This is a genomic window from Cupriavidus sp. PB-02, assembly GCF_058252315.1.
The window spans coordinates 201,182-222,203 of the sequence record NZ_CM177694.1 but is presented as its reverse complement, the minus strand read 5'-3'; the positions used below and the strand labels follow the sequence as shown (position 1 = coordinate 222,203).

Below are 21,022 nucleotides of genomic sequence, written 5' to 3'. Positions count from 1 at the left end.
CGGGATGCAGAAAGCCGCTAGTTTACCCCTTCCCCCCGCCGACGCGCAGGCCGCCTCCGATACCCTTACGGCCCGTATTGGCGAAACCATCGATACAGCCGGCGGCTGGATCGGCTTTGACCGCTACATGGCGCTGGCGCTGTACGCGCCGGGCCTGGGCTATTACAGCGGCGGCTCGGCCAAGTTCGGGCGCGACGCCCGCGACGGCAGCGACTTCATCACCGCCCCCGAACTGAGCCCCTTCTTCGCGCGCACGCTGGCGCGCCAGTTCGCGCCGCTGCTGGCCCGGGGCCTGCCGGGCGTGATGGAATTCGGTGCCGGCACCGGGCGGCTGGCGGCGGATTTGCTGCTGGGGCTGGAGCAGGAAGGCCGGTTGCCGGAGTCGTACGCCATCGTCGAGCTGTCGGGCGAACTGCGCGCGCGCCAGCAGGCCACGCTGGCGCAGCGCGCACCGCACCTGGCGGACCGGGTCACCTGGCTCGACACGCTGCCGGACACTTTCGCAGGCGTGATCGTCGGCAATGAAGTGCTGGATGCGATGCCGGTGCAGCTCTACGCGCGCAACGGCGGCCGCTGGCATGAGCGCGGCGTGGTGCGCAGCGACGATGGCGAACGCGCCTTCCGCTTCGAGGACCGCTCGCTGGCCGACGCCGACGTGCCGGAGACCCTGCGCGCCATCCCAGGCAACCACGACCTGGTCACCGAGACCCACGCCGAAGCCGAGGGCTTCACGCGCGCGGTGGGCGCCATGCTGGCAAGTGGCGCCGCCTTCTTCATCGACTACGGTTTCCCGGCCGGCGAGTACTACCACCCGCAGCGCGCCGGCGGCACGCTGATGTGCCACTACCGCCATCATGCGCACCCGGATCCGTTCCTCTACCCCGGCTTGCAGGACATCACCGCGCACGTGAACTTCAGCGGCATCGCCCTGGCCGCCGTGGATGCGGGCCTGACAGTGTCGGGCTTTGCCTCGCAGGCGCGCTTCCTGATGAACGCCGGCATCACCGAGCTGCTGACGGCACTGGATCCGTCCGACGCGCGCGCCTTCCTGCCGCAGGCCAACGCCGTGCAGAAGCTGCTGTCCGAAGCCGAAATGGGCGAGCTGTTCAAGGTGATCGCGCTCACGCGCGGCCTGGATGACAGTGAGCCGATGGACGGCTTTGCCCGCGGCGACCGCTGCCACACGCTGTAACGGCACCGGAGGCCGCCATGCTGCGCTGGACCCTCACCATCTTCCTGAGCGTGATCGTGTTGTCCGCGGCGCTGCCGTGGCTGCAGAAGATCGGGCTGGGAAAACTGCCCGGCGACGTGCGCTTCCGCGTGTTCGGACGCGAATTCGTGCTGCCGTTTGCATCGACGATCCTGATTTCGCTGATCGCGCTGGTGATCGGCAAGCTGCTTTAGTTTTACGGAATCACTTGATCGCGCCGACGGTAAACCCGGCAACGAAACGGTCAAGGAAACTGTTGCAGAGCGCAGCGACCGGCACGCTGACGATCAGGCAGGCGCCCATCAGGGAACCCCAGAAATAGACATCGCCCCGCACCAGGAAGGTCGGCACGCCGACGCTCACCGTGTACTGCGACGAACTGGTGATGAAGGTCAGCGCATAGACGAATTCCTGCATCGCCAGCGTGGCGCTGAAGATGACCACGGTCAGTATCCCGCTCGACGACAGCGGCACCACCACCTTCAGGAACGCGCCGAAGCGGCTCAGGCCGTCCATCATCGCGGCTTCCTCGATGTCGCGCGGCACAGCCTTGAAAAACCCCATCATCAGCCAGCTGCAGAACGGCACCGTGAAGCTGGGGTACACCAGCACCAGCGACCACAGCGAATCCTGCAGGCCCAGTGTGCCGATGATGCGCGAAAACGGGATGAACAGGATGGTGGGCGGAATCAGGTAGGTCAGGAAGATGCCGATGGCCCACTGCCGGCCCCATCGCCCCGACAGCCGGGCCAGGCTGTAGCCGGCGGGCACGGCCAGGAGCAGCGTGATCAGCACTACACCTACGGACACGACCAGGGTATTGAACACCCAGCGCAAATAGCGGGTCTCGCCGAACAGTATCCGCAGGTTCTCCATCGTCGGCGGCAGGTTGAACAGGAACGGGTTGTTGGCGGTGTTGATCAGGTCGTGCACATCCTTGAAGGTCGTGATCAGCATCCAGTAGAAGGGAAACGCGCAGAACGTCGCAAATGCGGCGATGACGCCGAAATGGGCGCCGCGCGCGGCCCAGCGTCGCCAGGTGATGGCAGCGGGGCGCATTTCAGGTCACCTCGGTGCGGCGCGCCACGGTCAGCAGCACGATCACGACCGCCACCAGCACCGGGAACAGGAACAGCGAGATGGCGGCCCCTTCCGCCAGGTCGCCGCCCTGGATGCCGGTGAAGAAGGCCAGGCTGGCCAGCACCTGGGTGGTGTCGTATGGCCCGCCGCGGGTCAGCACGTAGATGATGATCATGTCGGTGAAGGTGAACACGATGCCGAACAGCAGCGCCACCAGCATGATGGGCATCAACAGCGGAATGTTGATGAGGAACAGGTGCCTCCAGAAGCCGGCGCCATCCATGGCGGCGGCGTCGTGGATGTCCTGCGGGATGCCGCTCAGCCCGGCGAGGATGATCACCGTGGCCAGCGGCAGCAGGCGCCAGACGTCCACCACGATGACCGAGGCCATCGCCAGTTCCGGCTGGCCGAGCCACACCGGCCAGTTGTGCGGCCCCAGAACCCCGACCGCGGCCAGGGTCCAGTTGATGATGCTGTAGACCGGATCGAAGATCCACAGCCAGCCGATGGTGCCGAGCGAGATCGGCGCCACCCACGGGAGCAGGATCAGCAGGCGCACCAGCCATTTGCCGCGGAAGTCCTGGTACAGGGCCATTGCCAGTATCTTGGCCAGCACCACCACCAGCGCCTGCGACACCAGCGTGAAGACCAGCGCATTGCGCAGCGAACGCCAGAACGTATTGCTTTCCAGCACGCGCCGGAAGTTCTCCAGGCCGACGAAGTGCAGCACCTGGCTGCCTACCGTGGCATCCGAAAGGCTGTAGTAGATCGACAGCATGAACGGAAAGCCGACCAGCAAGGCGATGTAGATCACCGCCGGGGCGAGCATGGCGCGGCCGAGCCAGCGGTCGTCGTCGGCCAGGCGCTGCGCGGGCTGTCGCGCTACGTCCTGCGCAGGCTGCCCAGTGGCGATGTGCTGCGGCTTCACGGCGCGGCTCCCAGGCTGGCTCCGGATTTCGCATCGAAGCGGCGCAGGTCGCGCTCGCGCACCACGAACCGGTGGCCGGTGCCGGCCTCGATCGGGACCGTCACCGTGCAGGGAATGCGCGAGACCACGCTGGCCGTCGGCAGCGGCGCTTCCAGCTTGCCGTACACCAGGCGGTCCGAGCCCAGGTTCTCGATGCGCGTCACGTCCACAACAAAGGCTCGCAGCGCATCCCCTGCGGGATAGGCTTCGCGCGGCAGGAAATGCTCAGGCCGGAATCCGGTCACGACCCCGTCGGCCTCCATCAGGTTCATCGGCGGCGAGCCGATAAAGGTGGCGACGAAGAGATTGGCGGGATGTTCATAGACCTCCTGCGGCGTGCCGATCTGGTGAATCCTGCCATGGTCGAGGATGGCGATGCGGTCCCCCAGGCCCAGCGCCTCGATCTGGTCGTGGGTGACATAGATGGTGGTGATGGCCAGCCGGCGCTGGAAGCGCTGCAGCTCGTCGCGCGCCGAGGTCCGGAGCTTGGCGTCGAGATTGGACAAGGGCTCGTCGAGCAGGAACGCCACCGGCTCGCGCACCACCGCGCGCGCCAGCGCCACCCGCTGGCGCTCGCCGCCGGACAGCTGGCGCGGCTTGCGCTGCAGCAGATGGCCGATGCCGAACAATTGCGCGGCCCAGTCCACCTTGCGCCCGACCTCGTCGCGCGACATGTGCCTGGCCCGCAGCGGAAAGGCGATGTTGTCGAACACATTGAGGTGCGGGTACAGGGCGTAGCTCTGGAACACCATCGCCATGTTGCGCAGCCTGGGCGGCAGCGCCGTGACGACGCGGCCGTCCACCAGGATGTCGCCGCGGCTCGGCGCCTCGAGCCCGGCAATCAGGCGCAGCAGCGTGGTCTTGCCGGAGCCGGACGGCCCCAGCAGGACCAGGAACTCGGCATCGCGGGCGCCAAGGTCGACGTTATCGACCGCGTTGGCACCGTCGAAATGCTTGGTGAGCGAGCGAACTTCTACTGAAGCCATATCCAGCCGCGCGCTACACCATGCCCTTGTCTCGCCACTTGGAGAAGATGCGCTTGCACGCGGCATCGGCGATCCGGACCGCGTTCTCCGGCGTCTCGTCGCCCGTGGCTGCCTTGGCGAACATGGTGTTGAGGACCCAGGTATTGAAGATCTCGTCGACGGCCGCGTTGGCGTAGCCGGGGTAGCCGACATTGGTCGCCTGGTTCATCAGCGCGCCGAGCACCTTGTACTTGTCGCGCGGCGTGGCCTTCTGGTCGTCGGCGATCAGCTTCTGCAGGTCGGGCACGGTGCTGAGGAAGCAGGGGAAGTTGTAGAACTCGCTGCCCAGGAAGCCCTGCCGGAAGTTGTCGATATAGTCGACCAGGAACTTCTTCGCGCCGGCGATGTTCTCGGCGAATTTCCAGATCACGTAGCAGTCCATCACGTGCTCCAGCGCGATGCGCCGCACCGGCCCCTGCAGGGCCTGCGTGAGCCAGATGTCCCGCCCGATCGGCAGGTTCTTGTTCTCGGCCTCGCGGGTGATGGAGATGGCGTTCAGGCAGAGCGAGATCTTGCCCGCCAGCATGGCGCGGTTGTTGGACGACGGGTCCCATGCCAGCACTTCCGGCGTCATGGTCTCCTGGAACAGCGCCTTGACGAACTTCACCGCTTCCAGGGTGTTCTTCGAGTTCAGCACCACGGTGTGCCGGTCATCCTGGATCGAGCCGCCGAAGGCATAAAGGATGGCGCGCATCGCCATCGCGGTGTCGAGTTCCGCGGACAGCCCGACGCCAACCGGAATGCCGCGCTTGGCCTTGATCTTGCGGCCGGCGGCGAGGACGTCCAGCCAGGTGTCCGGCGGCTTCATGCCGACGTCGTCCCAGAGGTCCTTGCGGTAGTTGATCGGGTCCGGCACGAAGCTGTCCGAGAAGCCGAAGTACTTCTTCGTCTTCGGGTTGTACGTGCTCTTGATCGCCAGCTCCATCGGCTTGCCATGCTTGCGCTGGCATTCCTCATAAAGCTCGCGATGGTCGATCACCTGCTCCTCGTAGACCGGCGGCGGCGACAGGAACATGAACAGGTCATGCCCCTTCTGCGCCGACACTTCGGCCGCCGCGCGCGTGGCCAGCGCCGGAATGCCGACGTGGTCGACCACCACCTCGGTGTCGTTCTTCTGGCCCCACTCCTTCACATAGGTGTCATCGAACCACTTGTCGTAGCCCGGCACGAAGTGGTTCCACTGCAGGATCTTGAGCGTGTGCTTTGCCGCGCGGGCGTAGTGCGGGATCAGGAAGGGGCCGACGCCGGCAACGAGGCTAGCGGCCCCTGCGGTCCGAATGAATCTGCGCCGGCCGGTATTGGTATGCGGATTGGGGCTGGTGGCGACTGCCACGTGGGTACCACCTGGATGCGCTGTCTTGGCCATGGCTATCTCCTTATGCGAGAAAGCGGTCGGCTCCCATCCCGGTCGAGCAACGATCTACCTGATCAACTCAAGCGTAGGCCTCATTTCATGATTAGGGAATCCCGGGAACACCTCATGGAGTGATGGACCCGTGACATACGGCACTTCCGCTTTCAGAAATGAGTCCTACGTTGGAGAGAGTGAGGAGGTGCCATGAAAAACGCATCTGCACGAAGCTCGCCAGGCGATCCCAGGCACGCTATCCATTTACGCCATGCCACCGTCTGCGCCCTGGCCGGTCTTGGCCTGGCCGTGTCGGTCCCCGCCGCCGCCAAGGTGGAGGGCAACACCATCATCCTCGGTGCCGCGGTCTCCCTGACCGGCAAGTACTCCACCAATGGCAAGAACACCCAGGACGGCTACAACCTTGCCGTGAAGCGCGTCAATGAGATGGGGGGCGTCAAGGTCGGAGGCAAGGCCTATCAGTTGAAGGTCCTCTACTACGACGACGAATCCACCTCGGCACGCGGCGCGCAACTGGCCGAGCGGCTGATCGGCCAGGACGGCGTGAAGTTCGTCCTGGGGCCCTACAGTTCCGGGTTGACCAAGGCCATCGCCCCGGTCACTGAGAAGTACAGGATTCCGATGGTCGAGGGCAACGGCGCGGACCGCAACCTGTTCACGCAGGGCTACCGCTATATGTTCGCCGTGCTCAACACATCCGACTATTACCTGCGTGCGGCCATCAACCTTGCCGCCGAAGAAGCGCAGCGGGCGGGCAAGGCGCCGAAGAACCTGAAGGTAGCCATCGCCATCGAGAACGACAACTTCTCGCAGGACGTGCGCGACGGCGTGGCAGAGGATGCGAAACGCCTTGGCATGCAGGTGGTAATAGACGACAAGCTGCCGCCCGAGCTGAACGACATGTCGGCCACGCTGGCCAAGGTAAAGGCGCTCAAGCCGGACATCCTGGTGGTATCCGGCCATGAAAAGGGCGCGGTGCTGGCGGTGCGGCAAGTGGCGGAGATGCGCATCGACGTGCCGATGCTGGCCCTGACCCACTGCGACTCCGCGCAAATCATCGAGAAGTTCGGCAAGAGCGCGGAATTCGCGGTGTGCGGCTCGCAATGGGACCGCTCGCTGAGCTACAAGGACCGCTGGTTCGGCACGGCCGACCAGTATGCGCGGCGCTTCGAGCAGGAGTTTCGCTACGAGGCACCCTACCAGGCGGCCGAATCCAGCGCCGCGGTGCTGGCTTTCGCCGATGCCTTCGAGCGCGCCGGCTCGTTCGATACGGAAAAGGTCCGCGACGCGCTTGCCGCCTCCGACCTGATGACGTTCTACGGCCCGCTCAAGTTCGACCAGAGCGGCAAGAACATCGCCAAGTCGATGGTGCTGTACCAGGTACAGGACGGCAAGTTCAAGGTGGTCGCGCCGGCCAAGTGGGCGTCGTCGAAGGTCATCTATCCGGCACCTGCCTGGGCGCGGCGCAAATAAGGGGCTGCTGCGCGGCCTGACGCAGATGACCAATCTCGCGGTCCTCGTCCAGAGCCCCGAGCTTAACCTGCAGCTCGTGGTGGATGGCCTGCTGGCCGGCGCGATCTTCGCGCTGGCCGCCTACGGCATGGCGCTGGTATGGGGCGTGATGAACCTCATCAACGTGGCCCAGGGCGAGCTGGTGATGCTGGGCGGCTATATCGTGATCTGGCTGGTCGGCAAGGGCGTGCCCCCGATGCTGGCCGTGCCGGTTGCCGCGGCGGTGATGTACTGCGTGGGCTGGGGACTCTATCGCATCGTCATCTTCCGCCTGGTCGAGCGCGATCTCTTTGTCTCGGTGCTGGCCACCTTCGGCCTGAGCATCGTGCTGCAGCAGCTCGCCAACCTGGTATTCGGCGCCAATGTGCGCACGGTCGATGCGGGGCTGGGCAGCCTGCTGCTGCCGGGCGGACTGGTGGTGCCGAAGATCAAGCTGGCGGCGTTCGCCGCAGCCCTGGCGCTGGGCGCCAGCCTGATGCTGTTCCTCAGGCATTCCCGCCGCGGCCAGGCGATCCGGGCAATCGCCCAGAACGCGCGCGCTGCCCGTGTGCTGGGGGTGGACGCCGATCGTATCTACGCCTCGACCTTCGCCCTCAATGCCGCCATCTGCGGCGCGGCCGGCGGACTGGTGGCAATGACCTGGATCATCCACCCCTACCTGGGCCTGCCCTATACCGTGCGCGCCTTCATGATCGTGGTGGTGGCCGGGCTTGGCAGCATGCTGCCGGTGCTCGGCGCCGGGGGTGGGCTGGGCATTGCCGAGAACTACGCCGGCTTCCTGCTCGGTACCGAATACCAGACCGCCTTCCTGTATGCCCTGCTGGTGGCGATCCTGGTGAGCCGCAACCTGATGCTGCGCCGGCGGCGCGGCTACCTGAGATGAACCCGCACCTGCGCGGCGCGCGCCGGCCCGCATCGGAGGTCCCGGTCACCCCGGCCGCCCGGGCTGCCTGGCTGGCGCTGCTGGCGGGCAGCCTGGGCGCGCTGATCGCGCCGTGGCTGTTCGCCGGTATCACCACGCAACTGACCTTTCTCTGGCTGATGGTGCTGTTCGCGCTGACGTGGGACGTGATGGGCGGGCAGATGGGCTACAACTCCTTCGGCAACATCGTATTCTTCGGCGTGGGCGCCTATGTCTGCGCGGTGGCGCAGCGCGACTTCGGGCTGGGATACTTCGCCGGCCTGGCCGCGGGTACCGGCCTGGCGGCGCTGGCGGCTGTGGCTGCGGCGCTTGCGCTGGGTCCGGCCATGCTGGGCTTGCGCGGCCACTACTTCGCCATCGGAACGCTGGGCCTGGGCATCGCCTGCGCCGATGCCGCCGCCGGCTGGGATTTCATCGGCGCGGGATCGGGCATGACGCTGCCGCTATTCCCGGGCGCGGCAGGCAGCCGCGAGCCGTTCTTCTACTACGCGATGCTGGTGCTGGCCGTGGCGACCCTGCTGTCACTGCGCTGGCTCTACGCGCGCCCGTTCGGGCTCGCGCTCAATGCCATTCGCGACGACGAGGACAAGGCCGAGGCGCTCGGCCTGCACACGACGCGCTACAAGATCCTGGCCTGGTGCGTCTGCGCCGTCTTCCTCGGCATGGCGGGCGCCCTGACGGGCAACCTGGTGGGCTTCATCGATCCGCGCGAGCTGGCCTTTGCCGGCGCTACTTTCGGCGTGTGGATGGTGGTGATGGCAATCCTGGGCGGCAAGGGCACGCTGTGGGGGCCGGTGATCGGCGCCGCGCTGTTCCACCTCACCCAGGAGCTGTTCTGGACTTACCTGCTGAACTGGCAGCGCGTTGCGCTGGGCGTGCTGATCGTGCTGATCGTGGTGCTGTTCCCGACCGGCATCATGGGCTGGCTGCGCGAACCCAGTGCAAAGCGCCGCCACATGACGGGGAGCGCCGCGCCATGACCGACCTGCTTGCGGTGCGCGACGTCACCAAGCGCTTCGGCGGTGTCGTCGCCAACCATGAGATCTCCCTGCAGGTGCCGCACGGCAGCATCGTGGGCCTGATCGGGCCGAACGGTTCGGGCAAGACGACCCTGTTCAATTCCATCGTCGGTTACCACCCGATCGATGGCGGATCGATCATGTTCGACGGGCGCGAGATCTCGCGCCTGCGCGTCCCCGAGATCGCCCGCCTGGGCCTGGTGCGCACCTTCCAGCAGACCCGGGTGTTCGGCAAGATGAACTGCCTGCAGAACCTGTTGGTCAGCGTGCCCCATGTGCATGAAGGACTCGGCGCGATGTGCACGCGGCAGACGCCGGCGGTGACGGAACGGGCCCGGCAGATCCTGCGCTTTGCCGGCCTGGAGGACCACCTGGACCAGCGCGGTGCCGACCTCTCGTTCGGACAGCAGAAGCTGCTCGAGATCGCCATGGCCCTGATGAACGAGCCCAGGCTGCTGCTGCTCGATGAGCCGACCGCTGGCGTGAACCCGGTGATGATCGACAGCCTGATCGCGCTGCTCAGGGACATCAATGCGCGGCTCGGCATCGCACTGCTGGTGATCGAACACAATATGCGGGTCATGATGCAGTTGGCCGGCCACGTCTATTGCCTGGCGCATGGCGAGATGCTGGCGCAGGGTTCGCCGGCGCAGATCACCGCCAACCGCGCAGTGATCGAGGCCTACCTGGGAGGACAGCCATGATCACCGCGCGCACCGCGGCCCGGCCGGTTGCCCACGCGCCCGCCGCCACGCTCGCCGCCGCCCTCTCGCGCCCCCGGCCAACCGTCGCGCAACTCGAACGACTGGCCGGCGGCACGCCGATGGTCGCCGTGGACAACCTGGTCGCCGGCTATGGCGGCATGGAGATCCTGCACGGCTTCAGCCTGCGCGTGGCGCGCGGCAGTTCGCTGTGCCTGATCGGCCCGAACGGCGCGGGCAAGTCAACGGTGCTGCGCGCCATCTACGGCCTGGCCCGGGTCATGTCGGGGACCATCGCCGTGGCCGGCGCGCCGGTCACCCACCTGCGTGCCGAGCAGAAGCTGCGGCAGGCAGGCGTGGCCTATGTGCTGCAGGAGGGTTCGATCTTCCCCGACATGACGGTGGAAGAAAACCTGCTGATGGGCGGGTACCTGATGCGGCACCCGCGAGACGCCGCGGCCGCCGCCGAGCGCATCTTCCAGCGCCATGGCGCGCTCGCGCAACGGCGCGGCCAGCGCGCCAGCGTGCTCTCCGGTGGGGAGCGCAGGCTGCTGGAAATCTCGCGCGCGCTGATGATGGACCCCGCCGTGCTGCTGGTGGACGAGCCCTCGATCGGGCTGGAGCCGCGCTATGTCGATCTGGTGTTCGAACTCCTGCGCCAACTGCAGCAAGACGAGGGCAAGACCATCCTCCTCGTCGAGCAGAACGCCCGCAAAGGGCTCGCCTTCGCCGACCTCGGCTATGTCCTGGTGGCCGGGCAGCTGGCCATGGCCGGCACCGGAGGCGAAGTGAGCCGGGACCCGGAGGTCGGCCGGCTGTTTCTCGGTGCCTGACCCGGACGGGATGGCAGGCGCCGGTTTGCAAGGAGACCCAAATGTTCAAGCATATGCTGCTGGCGGTCGACGGCTCAGAACTGTCCGAGGCGACCTACCGCAAAGCGATCGCGCTGGCCCAGGGAATCCACGCCAGCATCACGGCGATACAGGTCGTGAGCCACTACGACACGTTCCGCCTGCAAACCCCTACGCGGCGGGAAATCGCGGAGCACTACATGAAGGAGATGTACAGCCAGGCCGAGGCATACCTGGCGAAGATCGCAGAGGAATCAGCTGCGGCGGGCGTGAAGTGTGAAACCACCTGCGTCACTGGCGACCACGTCTACGAGACCATCATCGATACGGCCGGGGCCAGGGGCTGCGACCTGATCGTGATGGCATCGCACGGGCGCCGCGGGGTGCAGGCACTGGTCCTCGGCAGCGAAACGCAAAAGGTGCTGACGCATACGAAGATTCCGGTGCTGGTTTATCGCTAGCTCCCGAGCCGCTGCGCCACCGCCGCTACGCGCGCCGCATGAACGCGGTCGCGGATCTGGCTGACATCGTCGGCGCATGCGCGCGCGATCGCGCCGGCGTCGACGGCCGCCGCTGCGTCCAGCGCGGTCAGCAAGCGCGCCGCCTGGGGGTACGCGCTCGATTCAAAGCCCTTGCGTCCGCGCATGTCGGCCTCGCAGGCCTGCAGCGCTTCGGCAAAGCGGGCCGGCTTGCGCAATGCATCGCAGCGTTCGAGCAGGCGCATCACGGCCGCCGCGCCGATCTCCAGCGAGCGGTGGATATTGCCGTGCTCGCGCGCCACCACCAGCGCCAGGTCGCGGCACTCGTTGGGCACGCGCAGGCGCGTGCAGACGTCCTCCAGCAATTTCACGCTGCGCATCTCGTGGCCGGTATGGCGCGGCAGCACGTCCTCGGGCGTGGTGCCCTTGCCCAGGTCGTGCACCAGCGCGGCAAAGCGCACCGGCAGCGGCGTGCCCATCGCGGCGGCGCAGTCGATCACCATCATCACATGCACGCCGGTATCGACCTCGGGGTGGTAGTCGGCGCGCTGCGGCACGCCCCACAGGCGATCGAGCTCGGGCAGCAGCCGCGCCAGCGCGCCGCATTCGCGCAGCACCTCGAACATGCGCGACGGGCGCGCTTCCATCAGTCCGCGCGCCAGCTCCTGCCACACGCGTTCGGCCACCAGCGCGTCGACTTCGCCGGCGGCGACCATCTCGCGCATCAGCCGCATGGTTTCGGCAGCGACGGTGAAATCGTGGAAGCGCGCGGCGAAGCGTGCCAGCCGCAGGATGCGCACGGGGTCTTCGGCAAAGGCGTCGGAGACATGGCGGAACAGCCGGGCCTGCAGGTCGCGCTGGCCGCCATGCGGATCGATCACCGGCCCGACCAGGTTGCCGTCGGCATCGACGGCGCGCGCCATCGCGTTGATGGTCAGGTCGCGCCGGACCAGGTCGTCCTCGAGCGTGACATCGGGCTCGCAATAGAAGGCAAAGCCCTTGTAGCCCATTGCGGTCTTGCGCTCGGTGCGCGCCAGCGCGTATTCCTCATGGGTCTCAGGATGCAGGAAGACCGGGAAATCCTTGCCGACCGGGCGATAGCCCGCGGCTTCCATCTCGTGCGGGGTCGCGCCGACGACTACGTAGTCGCGGTCCTGGCTGGGCTTGCCCAGCAATTCGTCGCGGATCGCGCCGCCGACGGCATACACCTGCATCGTTCTGGCCTCGTCAAGTGCCGGGCGCGCGGGGCACAGCCCCGGCGCCGGCGGTGTTGCTAGTGGTTGACGATTATCGCATCGGGGCGATCGGGGGCCAGGCGGTAGGGCTCGTCGTCGGCGAGGAAGTCGCGTTCCTCGCGCGCGGCGACGATCCATTCCTGCATGGTCGGCAGCGCCAGCATGAAGTCGGCATAGGCCTTGGCCTCCTCCGCTTCATCGGGAAGATGGATGCCGTAGGTGGCAAAACGGCTCACTACCGGCGCGAAGAACGCATCCGCCACCGTGAACTCGCCGAACAGGAACGGGCCGGCGGCGCCATGCTGCGCGCGCAGCCCGCCCCAGATCGCGGCGATGCGGTCGACGTCGCGCTGCACGGCGACGTTCCAGCCGCACCCGGGCAGCACCGCGGTCACGTTCATCGGCAACTGGTTGCGCAGGTTGCCGAACCCCGAATGCATCTCGGCGCAGACCGCGCGCGCCACCGCGCGCGCGGCGCGGTCGGCCGGCCACAGGTTTTTTTCCGGGAAGCGCTCGGCCAGGTATTCGGCGATCGCCAGCGAGTCCCACACGGTGACCTCGCCATCGATCAGCACCGGCACCTTGCCCGCGGGCGAATAGCGCGCGATCTCGGCGGCGAAGTTCCCGGTGAACAGGCGCACCTGCACCTCTTCGAATTCGATGCCGGCCTGGCGCAGCAGCAGCCACGGGCGCAGCGACCAGGAAGAATAGTTCTTGTTGCCGATGATGAGCTTCATCGTGGGATCCTTGGGGGAGGAGACGGAGGGAGACGGCGCAGGCGCGGCGCCAGCGGCCTGCGCACGGGGCGGTGCCCCTGCGCACGGTCGGCGTGGCAGCCGCGCGCCGGATCGGTCATTTTGCCAGCCCGGCCGCGCGTATCAAAGTGAATTGCACTCGCAACCGATATGAATTCCGGTCACATAGCGGACAGGCCGGACAGGCCGATCCCGCGACGTCAGCGATGCACGCTGGCGCGCATATGCGTCAGCGCCTTGTCGCGATTGCGCCCGGCCAGCGCGTCGGTCATCACCGACTCCAGGCTGGCGGGATGCAGGTTCAGTTCGGGCGCGAGCGGGCGTTCCAGCACGTTGTCGAGCTGCATCGAGTCCAGGTTGTCGCGCGACAGCAGCGGATCGCCCGGCATGTGCTCCATGATGGTGGCCTGCACGCGCGCCAGCGCATCGGGCAGCGCGATCACCGGGCGCGGATGGCCCGAGGCACGGCCGGCAAAGCGCACCAGCTCTTCCAGCGTGTAGACCTGCGGCCCACCCAGCTCATAGCCATGGCCAATCGTAGCGGGGTTCACCATTGCATTCAGGTAGGCCTGCACCACGTCCTGCACGAATATCGGCTGGAAGCGCGCATGCGCGCATGCCAGCGGCACCACCGGTGCCATCTGCTGCATATGGGCGAACAGGTTCAGGAAGTGGTCGTCGGGGCCGAACACCACCGAGGGCCGGAATATGGTCCAATCCAGGCCGCTGGCGCGCACGATGCGCTCGCCGTCACCCTTGCTGCGCAGGTACATCGACGGGCCCTGGCTGTCCGCGCCCAGCGCGCTCATATGCAATAGCCGGCGCACGCCGGTAGACAGGCACGAGGCCACGATCTGCCGCACCATTTCCACATGCGCGCTGGCGAAGGCTTCGCCGTAGGGTTCGGCGCGCTCGCCGTGCAGGACGCCCACCAGGTTGACGACGATGCCGTCGACGCCCAGCGAGCCGATCGCGTCATCGAGCGCGGCATTGTCGGCCAGGCCCAGTTCGACCACCTCCACGCGCGGCAGTAGCAGCAGGTGCTGCGCGTGCTCGACATTGCGCGTGCCGGCCACGATGCGCTGCGGGGCGATCGGGGAATCCGGGTTGCTGCCCGGCTCCAGCGGCGCGCCCGAGGCCGAGGCAGCCCCGGCCAGGCGCGAGACAAGGTGGCTGCCGATAAAGCCGGCACCACCGATGACAAGGACGTTGCTGGTCTGCATGAATGCCTCCGTGCCAAGAGAACTGCACGCCGCGGCACCCGCGCCAGCAAGGCCCTGCGCCGGGAACGCATCCCGGCGCCGGCCCCGTCAGGGCAGGCTGGTGGTGGTCACCGGCGACGGCGCAACCGTGCCCAGGCGCGATTTCAGCGACTGCGGCCGGCCACTCATCAATGCAGCATAGTACGTAGCGTTGGAAAGCACATTCTTCACATAGCCGCGCGTTTCATTGAACGGGATGGTCTCTGCAAAGATCGCGCCTTCCACCGGCTTCGCCAGCGTGCTGCGCCAGGCCTTGGGCCGGCCCGGACCGGCGTTGTACGCGGCCGAAGCCAGCGTCCAGGAGCTGTCAAGGTCGGTCAGCACCATGCTCAGGTAGTTGGTGCCGAGCAGGATGTTGATATTGGGATCGCCCATCATCGTTGGCGAGAAATCGTTCATGCCGATCTTGCGCGCCACGTACTTGGCCGTAGCCGGCATCACCTGCATCAGGCCGTGCGCGCCGGCGGAGGAGCGTGCGCTCATCAGGAAGCGCGATTCCTGGCGGATCAGGCCGTACACCCACGCCATGTCCAGGCCAACGTCGTCGGTGGCGCGCTGCATGATGTCGCGGTACGGCATCAGGAAGCGCAACGTGAAGTCATGCTCGTTGCGAGTGCGGTCGGCGGTGTTGACGGTGCGATCCAGCAGTTCGATGCGGCGCGCGTACTCGGCCGCGGCCAGCAGCTCGCGGTCGTTCATGCCGCGCAGCTCCCAGTTCCACTCCCGGTTGCCCTCGAAGCGCAGGTTCATCGCATAGAACTTCTGCGCGCGCTGGAAACCCGGGCGCGTGCGCATGGCCATGGCCTCGGCGTCGCTGACGCTGGTACGCGCGGGCAGCGTGATGCGGTTGCCCAGTTCTTCGCTGGCGAGCTGGCCGTAGAAGTTGAACTGGCCGGCGATCTGCTGGAAGTTCTGCTGCGCCTCGGTATCGCGGCCCTCGGCCTTGAGCGCGCGGCCGTACCAGTAGAGCCAGGCCGGATCCTTGGCGCGCAGCTCCGGACGCATCAGCTCGACCGCCTGGCGCACCTGCTTCCAGTCGCCCTGGCGCAGCGCGGCGCGCACGCGCCATTCCTGCGTGTCATCGGACAGCCACTGGTTACCGCCCTGCTCCATCTGGCGGCGGTAGTAGCCGGCCGCCTCGGGCAGCAGCTTCTTGGCCGCGAACTGACCGATCACGCCCCAGGCCGCGCCCTGCTCGTCGCGCGAGAGCGTTCCCTGCGCGGTGCTGAGGTAGGCTGCCGCCTGCGACGGGTCGCTGCGCGCCATCTTGACGATGGTGGCGAGCGTGTCGCCGTCGGCGCGTGCGTCGGGCACCAGCGCGGCAATCCTGCCGGCCAGCGTGATGAAGTTCTGCTCCAGCGCCAGGCGCGCCTGGAAGGCGGCGTCGCTGGGCTGGATCTGCCGGCTCTGCACCAGGTAGCCGATCAGGTCGACGCAGCCTTCGCCGTAGTACCTGGGGTCGCTCAGCACGCTGCGTGCCTCGGCGGCCACGTTCTGGCCCTTGAGCGCGCGCGACAGCAGCGCATAGCACTCGACCTGGGTGTCGTCCTTCAGCGCGAACTGCGGGTACTCGACATCGAAGTTGGCCCAGTCGCGCTTCTTGCCCAGCACCAGCAGCCAGTCGTTGCGCATGCGGTCGGCAATGGCCTCGCCCTTGTAGCGCTGCAGGAATGCGCGCACCTGGTCGTCGGGCGCGTCGATGCGCGCCAGGCCGCTGGCGTCGAACAGCTGCGGCTTGATGCGGAAGTACTCGACATAGGACGGGATCGGGTAATCGACCAGCGTGGCCGAGATCGCATAGGCACGCTCCACGTCGTTCTTGCGCGCGGCTTCGCGCAACTGCGCGAAGGCGTCGTCGGGATCGCCCGGGATCGCCGCGGGCTGCTGGCGTGCCACGGGCTGCGGGCGCTTCTGCGCGTGGACCGGCGTGACAAGCAGTGCACATGCAAGGGCGATCCAGGCGGCCCGCCCTGCACGCTGCAGATATACTCCCTTCAGCATTCTTTGCTTCCTTGTCGATGACGGCGGCGCCGGCGCCCGCAACGTCGTGCAAGGCTACCGCATCCACCGTCCGTGTTGGTTCGGACGCAGGCATTATCCCACGCCATGTCTTCCACTCCTGCCATCCCTTCCCCGGACACCGCCGACGGCGACCGCCGCGCGCTGCGCTCGCGGCTGCTGGCCCTGCGCGCCGGCCTGGCGTCGCGCGCCGAGGCCGATGCCCGCATCGCCGCCGCGCTGGCCAAACTGCTGGCCGGGCTGGCCGTGCGCTGCCTGGGCTTCTACTGGCCGATCCAGCAGGAATTCGACGCCCGCGACGCCGTCGCGCGCTGGCTCGCCGCCGTACCGGGCCGCCAGGCCGCCCTGCCCGCGGTCAGCCGCCCGGGCGCGCCGCTGGACTTCCACCTGTGGGCGCCCGATACGCCGATGGCCACCGGCCACTACGGCATCCCGGTGCCCGACGGCACCGAGGCCGTGACGCCCGATGCGCTGGTCATTCCCTGTGTCGGTTTCAGCCCGGACAAGTTCCGCCTGGGCTACGGCGGCGGCTTCTACGACCGCACGCTGGCGGCCATGCCGCAGCGTCCGGTGGCGATCGGCATCGGCTACGAGTCCTGCCGCATCGCGCTGCTGGCGCAGCCGCATGACATCGCGATGGACTGGATCGTGACGGAAACGGGGACGTTCTAGCCTGGCAGGCTGACGGGAGCCCGGGCGGCGCTCAGCCCCCCTGCACCAGCTCGTCCACCAGCGCGCGCATGCAGCGCCAGTGCGAGCCCTCCCAGAACACGCGCCGGCAGTGGTCGCAGGTGGAAAAGCTGCGATGGCGCTCGAGCACGCCATCCGGCACGCGTCCCGCGGCGGCGGTGGCATCGAGCGTGCGCAGCGGCGCGTTGCAGTCCAGGCACAGCGAGAACGGCCGCGCGCTGCGCGCCAGGTCCAGCCGCGCAAAGATCTCGCGCACCTGCTGCCTGGATTTGATCGCGCGCACATAGCAGCCGTGTGTGATGCCGCGGCGCTTGAGCAGCTCGCGGTCGCGCGTCAGCACGACGCGGCCTTCGTCGACGGCGATGCGCTCGATCTCGCTGTCTTCGAAGTGGTTGTCGTAGAGGGTGTCGAAGCCGGTCATGCGCAGCAGGTGCGCCAGTCCGCCCAGGTGGGCATCGGCGACAAAGCACATCACGCGCAGCGGCTGCTCGCGGACCCGCAGCAGCGGCGAGACGTCGAGGCGTTCGAACTTGGGATAGACGGAGACGCGGTCGCCGTCTTGCAGCAGCCGCTCGAAGCCGGAGGATTCGCCGTTGACCAGGATCAGCTCGACCTCGGTGTGCGGCACGCCCAGTGCTTCGATCATGTGCTTGACGGTGGCGGCGCGTGCGCAGGCGCAGGGGAGGTCACGCCGGCGCTGGTCCGGCGCGAGGAAGTCGTTCAGTTCCTCGTAGAAGCGGAAGGTGGCGGTGACCATGGGGGCGAGTATGGCACCGTTTTCGCGCTGCGTGCGCGGACTCAGCCGGCCTGGTTCCCCAACCGCAGCGCCGCCTCCACCGCCAGCTTCGCCCACGGCGTCATCGCCGCCGGCGATTCCAGCGCCGCGGGCGGCAGGCTCAGGTAGTGCCGCATGGTGACCACGCGCTTCGCCGACTGGTAGCGGAACGGCTCGCTGCCCTCGGCCTCGAACTTCGCCAGCGTCGCGTCATCGGCCTTCAGGTAGCAAGTGCCATCCGACACCAGTGCAAACATCAGCCCGTCATAGAACAGCCCGTGCCCGCCGAACATCCGCTTCGCCGTGACAGGCCCGATGCGCGCCGCCAGCGGGCCCATCAGTTCGAGCAGGTGTTCGATGAAGGGATCCGGGCGGCGCGTGGCCATGTTGCGCCTTACAGCTTCAGCCGCTGCCAGATCGCCTTGGTCGCACCGGCCGCGTTGAGCGTGTAGAAATGCAGCCCCGGCACGCCCGCGGCCAGCAGCCGCTCGCACAGGGCGGTGACCACGTCCAGGCCGAAGGCGCGGATCGATTCGCGGTCGTCGCCGAAGCTCTCCAGCCGCTTGGCCACCCAGCGCGGCACTTCGGCGCCGCACATATCGGAGAAGCGCATCAGCTGCGAGTAGTTGGTGATCGGCATGATGCCCGCCACGATCGGTACCTCCACGCCCATCGCACGCACATCGTCGACGAAGCGGAAGTACGCGTCGGCGTTGTAGAAGTACTGCGTGATGGCGGAGTTGGCGCCGGCATTGACCTTGCGCACGAAGTTCTCCAGGTCGTGGCGCGGGGACTTGGCCTGCGGGTGGTACTCGGGGTAGGCCGCGACTTCGATGTTGAACCAGTCGCCGGTCTCGGCGCGGATGAACTCGACCAGTTCGTTGGCGTAGCGGAACTCGCCGATCTCGCCCATGCCCGAGGGCATGTCGCCGCGCAGCGCGACGATGTGGCGGATTCCGCCCTCGCGGTATTTTTTCAGGATCTCGCGGATGCTGTCGCGCGACGAGCCCACGCACGACAGGTGCGGCGCGGCCTCGATGCCTTCGCGCTGGATTTCCAGCACCGCGTCGAGCGTGCCTTGCTGCGTGGTGCCGCCGGCGCCGAACGTCACCGAGATGTACTTGGGCTTGAGCGGGGCCAGCTGCGCACGCGTGTTGCGCAGTTTTTCCGTGCCCTCCGCCGTCTTGGGCGGGAAGAATTCAAAGCTGAAGTAGCGGTCTTGCATGATGGTGGCGCGCCGCGTTGGCGCGGCGCGCGGTATGGATTCGTGGTCCGCTTCAGTCGTTGCGGTCGCCCAGCAGCAGACTGGACAGCAGCCACGAGATCACGCTGTACAGGATGGAGCCCAGCAGGGCCGCCCAGAAGCCGCCGACCGTAAAGCCCGAGAGCAGGTTGCCGACAAACAGGAACAGCAGCGCGTTGATGACGAAGATAAACAGCCCCAGCGTCAGCAGTGTCACCGGCAGCGTCAGGATCACCAGGATCGGACGGATCAGCGTGTTGACCAGGCCCAGCACCAGCGCCGCCAGCATCGCCGAGCCGAAGCTCTTGATGTGGATCGACGAGATGATGTACGGCAGCACGAACAGCGCAACGGCGTTGATGACCCAGACGACCAGTAGTCTCATGACGGCTCCTTGAAGGTGGTTCCTCCCCTCTCCCACAAGCGGGAGAGGGGAGTCCGGCAAGCTGCGAACGGTGAACCGTATCAGTAGCGGTAGTGATCCGCCTTGTACGGGCCTTCCTTCTTCACGCCGATATACGCGGCCTGCTGGTCGGTCAGCTCGGTCAGCTGCGCGTTCAGCTTGCGCAGCTGCAGGCGCGCCACCTTCTCGTCCAGGTGCTTGGGCAGCGTGTAGACGCCGACCGGGTATTTGCCGCTGTCGCGTTCCTGCCAGAGTTCGATCTGGGCGATGGTCTGGTTGGCAAACGAGCTGCTCATCACGTACGACGGGTGGCCAGTGGCGCAGCCCAGGTTCACGAGGCGGCCCTTGGCCAGGATGATCAGCTTCTTGCCGTCCGGGAACTTGACGTGGTCGACCTGCGGCTTGATCTCGTCCCACTCGTACTTCTCGATCGAGGCGATGTCGATCTCGTTGTCGAAGTGGCCGATATTGCAGACGATGGCCTGGTCCTTCATCTTGGCCATGTGGTCATGGGTGATGACGTGGTAGTTGCCGGTGCAGGTGACGAAGATATCGCCGTGCTCGGCAGCGTAGTCCATGGTCACCACGCGGTAGCCTTCCATCGCGGCCTGCAGCGCGCAGATCGGGTCGATCTCGGTCACCCACACCTGGGCCGACAGCGCGCGCAGCGCCTGCGCGCTGCCCTTGCCCACGTCGCCGTAGCCGGCCACGATGGCAACCTTGCCGGCGATCATCACGTCGGTGGCGCGCTTGATGCCGTCCACCAGCGACTCGCGGCAGCCGTACAGGTTGTCGAACTTGCTCTTGGTGACCGAGTCGTTGACGTTGATCGCCGGAAAACGGAGTTCACCCTTTTGCGCCATCTGGTACAGGCGGTGCACGCCGGTGGTGGTTTCCTCGGTCACGCCGCGGATGGCTTCCAGGTTGCGGCTGTACCAGCTCGGGTCCTTGGCCAGCTTTTCCTTGATCGCGGCGAACAGGTAGGTTTCTTCCTCGCTGGTCGCCTTGGCGATGACGGACTCGTCTTTCTCGGCGCGCGCCCCCAGGTGCAACAGCAGCGTGGCGTCGCCGCCGTCGTCGAGGATCATGTTGGGCGTGCCGCCGTCAGACCAGTCGAAGATGCGGTGGGTGAAGTCCCAGTATTCCTTCAGCGATTCGCCCTTGAAAGCGAACACGGGCGTACCGCCGGCAGCGATGGCGGCAGCGGCGTGGTCCTGCGTCGAGAAGATGTTGCACGAGGCCCAGCGCACGTCGGCGCCCAGTGCCTTGAGCGTATCGATCAGCACCGCGGTCTGGATCGTCATGTGCAGCGAGCCGGCGATGCGTGCGCCCTTGAGCGGCTGCGCGGCGGCGAATTCATCGCGGATCGCCATCAGGCCGGGCATTTCGGTCTCGGCAATGGCGATTTCCTTGTGGCCCCAGGCGGCCAGGCCGATATCGGCGACGATGTAGTCTTGCTTCAGGTCGGTCACAGCGTTCATGTTTCACTCCGGTGAAGAGTGGCA

Annotated in this window: 22 protein-coding genes; 9 read left to right on the top strand and 13 right to left on the bottom strand. The window is 67.0% G+C overall.

The window, feature by feature from the left end; translation table 11 throughout:
• The first annotated feature begins 4 nt into the window (after nucleotides 1-4).
• Complete coding sequence (locus tag AC10V3_RS01100) at nucleotides 5-1,192, top strand: class I SAM-dependent methyltransferase (protein WP_022533325.1); 1,188 nt, start codon at nucleotides 5-7, stop codon at nucleotides 1,190-1,192.
• 17 nt (nucleotides 1,193-1,209) lie between these two features.
• Complete coding sequence (locus AC10V3_RS01095) at nucleotides 1,210-1,404, top strand: DUF2905 domain-containing protein (RefSeq protein WP_022533324.1); 195 nt, start codon at nucleotides 1,210-1,212, stop codon at nucleotides 1,402-1,404.
• A gap of 10 nt (nucleotides 1,405-1,414) precedes the next feature.
• Here the strand turns inward: AC10V3_RS01095 and AC10V3_RS01090 are convergent, their stop codons facing one another.
• From AC10V3_RS01090 to AC10V3_RS01075, 4 genes are read right to left on the bottom strand one after another with little or no spacing between them, the layout of a single operon-like run.
• A complete protein-coding gene (locus AC10V3_RS01090; protein ID WP_490922969.1) occupies nucleotides 1,415-2,269 on the bottom strand; it encodes a carbohydrate ABC transporter permease in 855 nt (284 codons plus the stop codon).
• A gap of 1 nt (nucleotide 2,270) precedes the next feature.
• A complete protein-coding gene (locus tag AC10V3_RS01085; protein ID WP_022533322.1) occupies nucleotides 2,271-3,218 on the bottom strand; it encodes a carbohydrate ABC transporter permease in 948 nt (315 codons plus the stop codon).
• Nucleotides 3,215-4,243 carry an ABC transporter ATP-binding protein gene (locus tag AC10V3_RS01080; protein ID WP_022533321.1) on the bottom strand — a complete coding sequence of 343 codons (1,029 nt, stop codon included), beginning with the start codon at nucleotides 4,241-4,243 and terminating at the stop codon, nucleotides 3,215-3,217. The genes AC10V3_RS01085 and AC10V3_RS01080 overlap by 4 nt, the downstream gene beginning before the upstream one ends.
• Before the next feature lie 13 nt (nucleotides 4,244-4,256).
• Entirely contained in the window at nucleotides 4,257-5,648 is a 1,392-nt protein-coding gene (locus AC10V3_RS01075; RefSeq protein WP_022533320.1) for an ABC transporter substrate-binding protein, read from the bottom strand.
• Between the two features lie 192 nt (nucleotides 5,649-5,840).
• Between AC10V3_RS01075 and AC10V3_RS01070 the strand changes: the two genes are divergently transcribed.
• Genes AC10V3_RS01070 through AC10V3_RS01045 form a run of 6 tightly spaced genes read left to right on the top strand, consistent with a single transcriptional unit; the run spans nucleotide 5,841 to nucleotide 11,117 of the window.
• Nucleotides 5,841-7,124 (top strand): amino acid ABC transporter substrate-binding protein, encoded by a 1,284-nt coding sequence (locus AC10V3_RS01070; RefSeq protein ID WP_022533319.1) that lies wholly within the window; start codon nucleotides 5,841-5,843, stop codon nucleotides 7,122-7,124.
• Between the two features lie 25 nt (nucleotides 7,125-7,149).
• Nucleotides 7,150-8,046, top strand: coding sequence for a branched-chain amino acid ABC transporter permease (locus AC10V3_RS01065; protein WP_022533318.1), 897 nt, complete (start codon nucleotides 7,150-7,152; stop codon nucleotides 8,044-8,046).
• Nucleotides 8,043-9,065: a branched-chain amino acid ABC transporter permease gene (locus AC10V3_RS01060; RefSeq protein WP_022533317.1), complete on the top strand. Its 1,023-nt coding sequence runs from the start codon at nucleotides 8,043-8,045 to the stop codon at nucleotides 9,063-9,065. Before AC10V3_RS01065 ends, AC10V3_RS01060 begins: the two co-directional genes overlap by 4 nt.
• Nucleotides 9,062-9,808, top strand: a complete 747-nt coding sequence (locus AC10V3_RS01055) for an ABC transporter ATP-binding protein (RefSeq protein WP_022533316.1) — start codon at nucleotides 9,062-9,064, stop codon at nucleotides 9,806-9,808. Before AC10V3_RS01060 ends, AC10V3_RS01055 begins: the two co-directional genes overlap by 4 nt.
• Nucleotides 9,805-10,638: an ABC transporter ATP-binding protein gene (locus tag AC10V3_RS01050; protein ID WP_022533315.1), complete on the top strand. Its 834-nt coding sequence runs from the start codon at nucleotides 9,805-9,807 to the stop codon at nucleotides 10,636-10,638. Before AC10V3_RS01055 ends, AC10V3_RS01050 begins: the two co-directional genes overlap by 4 nt.
• 41 nt (nucleotides 10,639-10,679) lie before the next feature.
• Nucleotides 10,680-11,117, top strand: coding sequence for a universal stress protein (locus tag AC10V3_RS01045; RefSeq protein WP_022533314.1), 438 nt, complete (start codon nucleotides 10,680-10,682; stop codon nucleotides 11,115-11,117).
• Here the strand turns inward: AC10V3_RS01045 and AC10V3_RS01040 are convergent.
• The 4 genes from AC10V3_RS01040 to AC10V3_RS01025 form a co-directional block, all read right to left on the bottom strand.
• On the bottom strand, nucleotides 11,114-12,349 hold the full coding sequence (locus tag AC10V3_RS01040; protein ID WP_022533313.1) for a multifunctional CCA addition/repair protein: 1,236 nt from the start codon (nucleotides 12,347-12,349) through the stop codon (nucleotides 11,114-11,116). The genes AC10V3_RS01045 and AC10V3_RS01040 overlap by 4 nt on opposite strands.
• Before the next feature lie 59 nt (nucleotides 12,350-12,408).
• Nucleotides 12,409-13,107 (bottom strand): glutathione S-transferase family protein, encoded by a 699-nt coding sequence (locus AC10V3_RS01035; RefSeq protein ID WP_022533312.1) that lies wholly within the window; start codon nucleotides 13,105-13,107, stop codon nucleotides 12,409-12,411.
• Between the two features lie 218 nt (nucleotides 13,108-13,325).
• A complete protein-coding gene (locus tag AC10V3_RS01030) occupies nucleotides 13,326-14,348 on the bottom strand; it encodes a complex I NDUFA9 subunit family protein (protein WP_022533311.1) in 1,023 nt (340 codons plus the stop codon).
• A gap of 87 nt (nucleotides 14,349-14,435) precedes the next feature.
• A complete protein-coding gene (locus AC10V3_RS01025) occupies nucleotides 14,436-16,388 on the bottom strand; it encodes a lytic transglycosylase domain-containing protein (protein WP_022533310.1) in 1,953 nt (650 codons plus the stop codon).
• Nucleotides 16,389-16,493: 105 nt separating this feature from the next.
• On the opposite strand from AC10V3_RS01025, the gene AC10V3_RS01020 reads away from it, so the two are divergent.
• Complete coding sequence (locus AC10V3_RS01020) at nucleotides 16,494-17,078, top strand: 5-formyltetrahydrofolate cyclo-ligase (protein WP_349604750.1); 585 nt, start codon at nucleotides 16,494-16,496, stop codon at nucleotides 17,076-17,078.
• Between the two features lie 31 nt (nucleotides 17,079-17,109).
• Here AC10V3_RS01020 and AC10V3_RS01015 read toward each other — a convergent pair whose 3' ends face one another.
• From AC10V3_RS01015 to ahcY, 5 genes are all read right to left on the bottom strand, one after another.
• Complete coding sequence (locus tag AC10V3_RS01015; protein ID WP_022533308.1) at nucleotides 17,110-17,853, bottom strand: Mut7-C RNAse domain-containing protein; 744 nt, start codon at nucleotides 17,851-17,853, stop codon at nucleotides 17,110-17,112.
• Between the two features lie 41 nt (nucleotides 17,854-17,894).
• Complete coding sequence (locus tag AC10V3_RS01010) at nucleotides 17,895-18,257, bottom strand: TfoX/Sxy family protein (RefSeq protein ID WP_022533307.1); 363 nt, start codon at nucleotides 18,255-18,257, stop codon at nucleotides 17,895-17,897.
• An 8-nt stretch (nucleotides 18,258-18,265) separates the two neighbouring features.
• Entirely contained in the window at nucleotides 18,266-19,096 is an 831-nt protein-coding gene (metF, locus tag AC10V3_RS01005) for a methylenetetrahydrofolate reductase [NAD(P)H] (RefSeq protein WP_022533306.1), read from the bottom strand.
• A gap of 52 nt (nucleotides 19,097-19,148) precedes the next feature.
• Entirely contained in the window at nucleotides 19,149-19,499 is a 351-nt protein-coding gene (locus AC10V3_RS01000; RefSeq protein WP_022533305.1) for a phage holin family protein, read from the bottom strand.
• Nucleotides 19,500-19,579: 80 nt separating this feature from the next.
• The gene (gene ahcY, locus AC10V3_RS00995; protein WP_022533304.1) at nucleotides 19,580-20,998 is read right to left on the bottom strand and encodes an adenosylhomocysteinase; all 1,419 of its coding nucleotides are present in this window, start codon (nucleotides 20,996-20,998) and stop codon (nucleotides 19,580-19,582) included.
• Nucleotides 20,999-21,022 lie beyond the last annotated feature (24 nt).

What these genes read in the sequence shown, in the direction of transcription:
- AC10V3_RS01035 (WP_022533312.1), bottom strand. Translation starts at nt 13,107, where the DNA reads ATGAAGCTCATCATCGGCAACAAGAACTATTCTTCCTGGTCGCTGCGC.
- AC10V3_RS01070 (WP_022533319.1), top strand. Translation starts at nt 5,841, where the DNA reads ATGAAAAACGCATCTGCACGAAGCTCGCCAGGCGATCCCAGGCACGCT.
- AC10V3_RS01060 (WP_022533317.1), top strand. Translation starts at nt 8,043, where the DNA reads ATGAACCCGCACCTGCGCGGCGCGCGCCGGCCCGCATCGGAGGTCCCG.
- AC10V3_RS01090 (WP_490922969.1), bottom strand. Translation starts at nt 2,269, where the DNA reads ATGCGCCCCGCTGCCATCACCTGGCGACGCTGGGCCGCGCGCGGCGCC.
- AC10V3_RS01030 (WP_022533311.1), bottom strand. Translation starts at nt 14,348, where the DNA reads ATGCAGACCAGCAACGTCCTTGTCATCGGTGGTGCCGGCTTTATCGGC.
- AC10V3_RS01015 (WP_022533308.1), bottom strand. Translation starts at nt 17,853, where the DNA reads ATGGTCACCGCCACCTTCCGCTTCTACGAGGAACTGAACGACTTCCTC.
- AC10V3_RS01040 (WP_022533313.1), bottom strand. Translation starts at nt 12,349, where the DNA reads ATGCAGGTGTATGCCGTCGGCGGCGCGATCCGCGACGAATTGCTGGGC.
- AC10V3_RS01075 (WP_022533320.1), bottom strand. Translation starts at nt 5,648, where the DNA reads ATGGCCAAGACAGCGCATCCAGGTGGTACCCACGTGGCAGTCGCCACC.
- AC10V3_RS01050 (WP_022533315.1), top strand. Translation starts at nt 9,805, where the DNA reads ATGATCACCGCGCGCACCGCGGCCCGGCCGGTTGCCCACGCGCCCGCC.
- AC10V3_RS01065 (WP_022533318.1), top strand. Translation starts at nt 7,150, where the DNA reads ATGACCAATCTCGCGGTCCTCGTCCAGAGCCCCGAGCTTAACCTGCAG.
- metF (WP_022533306.1), bottom strand. Translation starts at nt 19,096, where the DNA reads ATGCAAGACCGCTACTTCAGCTTTGAATTCTTCCCGCCCAAGACGGCG.
- AC10V3_RS01095 (WP_022533324.1), top strand. Translation starts at nt 1,210, where the DNA reads ATGCTGCGCTGGACCCTCACCATCTTCCTGAGCGTGATCGTGTTGTCC.
- AC10V3_RS01010 (WP_022533307.1), bottom strand. Translation starts at nt 18,257, where the DNA reads ATGGCCACGCGCCGCCCGGATCCCTTCATCGAACACCTGCTCGAACTG.
- AC10V3_RS01020 (WP_349604750.1), top strand. Translation starts at nt 16,494, where the DNA reads ATGTCTTCCACTCCTGCCATCCCTTCCCCGGACACCGCCGACGGCGAC.
- AC10V3_RS01055 (WP_022533316.1), top strand. Translation starts at nt 9,062, where the DNA reads ATGACCGACCTGCTTGCGGTGCGCGACGTCACCAAGCGCTTCGGCGGT.
- AC10V3_RS01025 (WP_022533310.1), bottom strand. Translation starts at nt 16,388, where the DNA reads ATGCTGAAGGGAGTATATCTGCAGCGTGCAGGGCGGGCCGCCTGGATC.
- AC10V3_RS01045 (WP_022533314.1), top strand. Translation starts at nt 10,680, where the DNA reads ATGTTCAAGCATATGCTGCTGGCGGTCGACGGCTCAGAACTGTCCGAG.
- AC10V3_RS01080 (WP_022533321.1), bottom strand. Translation starts at nt 4,243, where the DNA reads ATGGCTTCAGTAGAAGTTCGCTCGCTCACCAAGCATTTCGACGGTGCC.
- AC10V3_RS01100 (WP_022533325.1), top strand. Translation starts at nt 5, where the DNA reads ATGCAGAAAGCCGCTAGTTTACCCCTTCCCCCCGCCGACGCGCAGGCC.
- AC10V3_RS01000 (WP_022533305.1), bottom strand. Translation starts at nt 19,499, where the DNA reads ATGAGACTACTGGTCGTCTGGGTCATCAACGCCGTTGCGCTGTTCGTG.
- ahcY (WP_022533304.1), bottom strand. Translation starts at nt 20,998, where the DNA reads ATGAACGCTGTGACCGACCTGAAGCAAGACTACATCGTCGCCGATATC.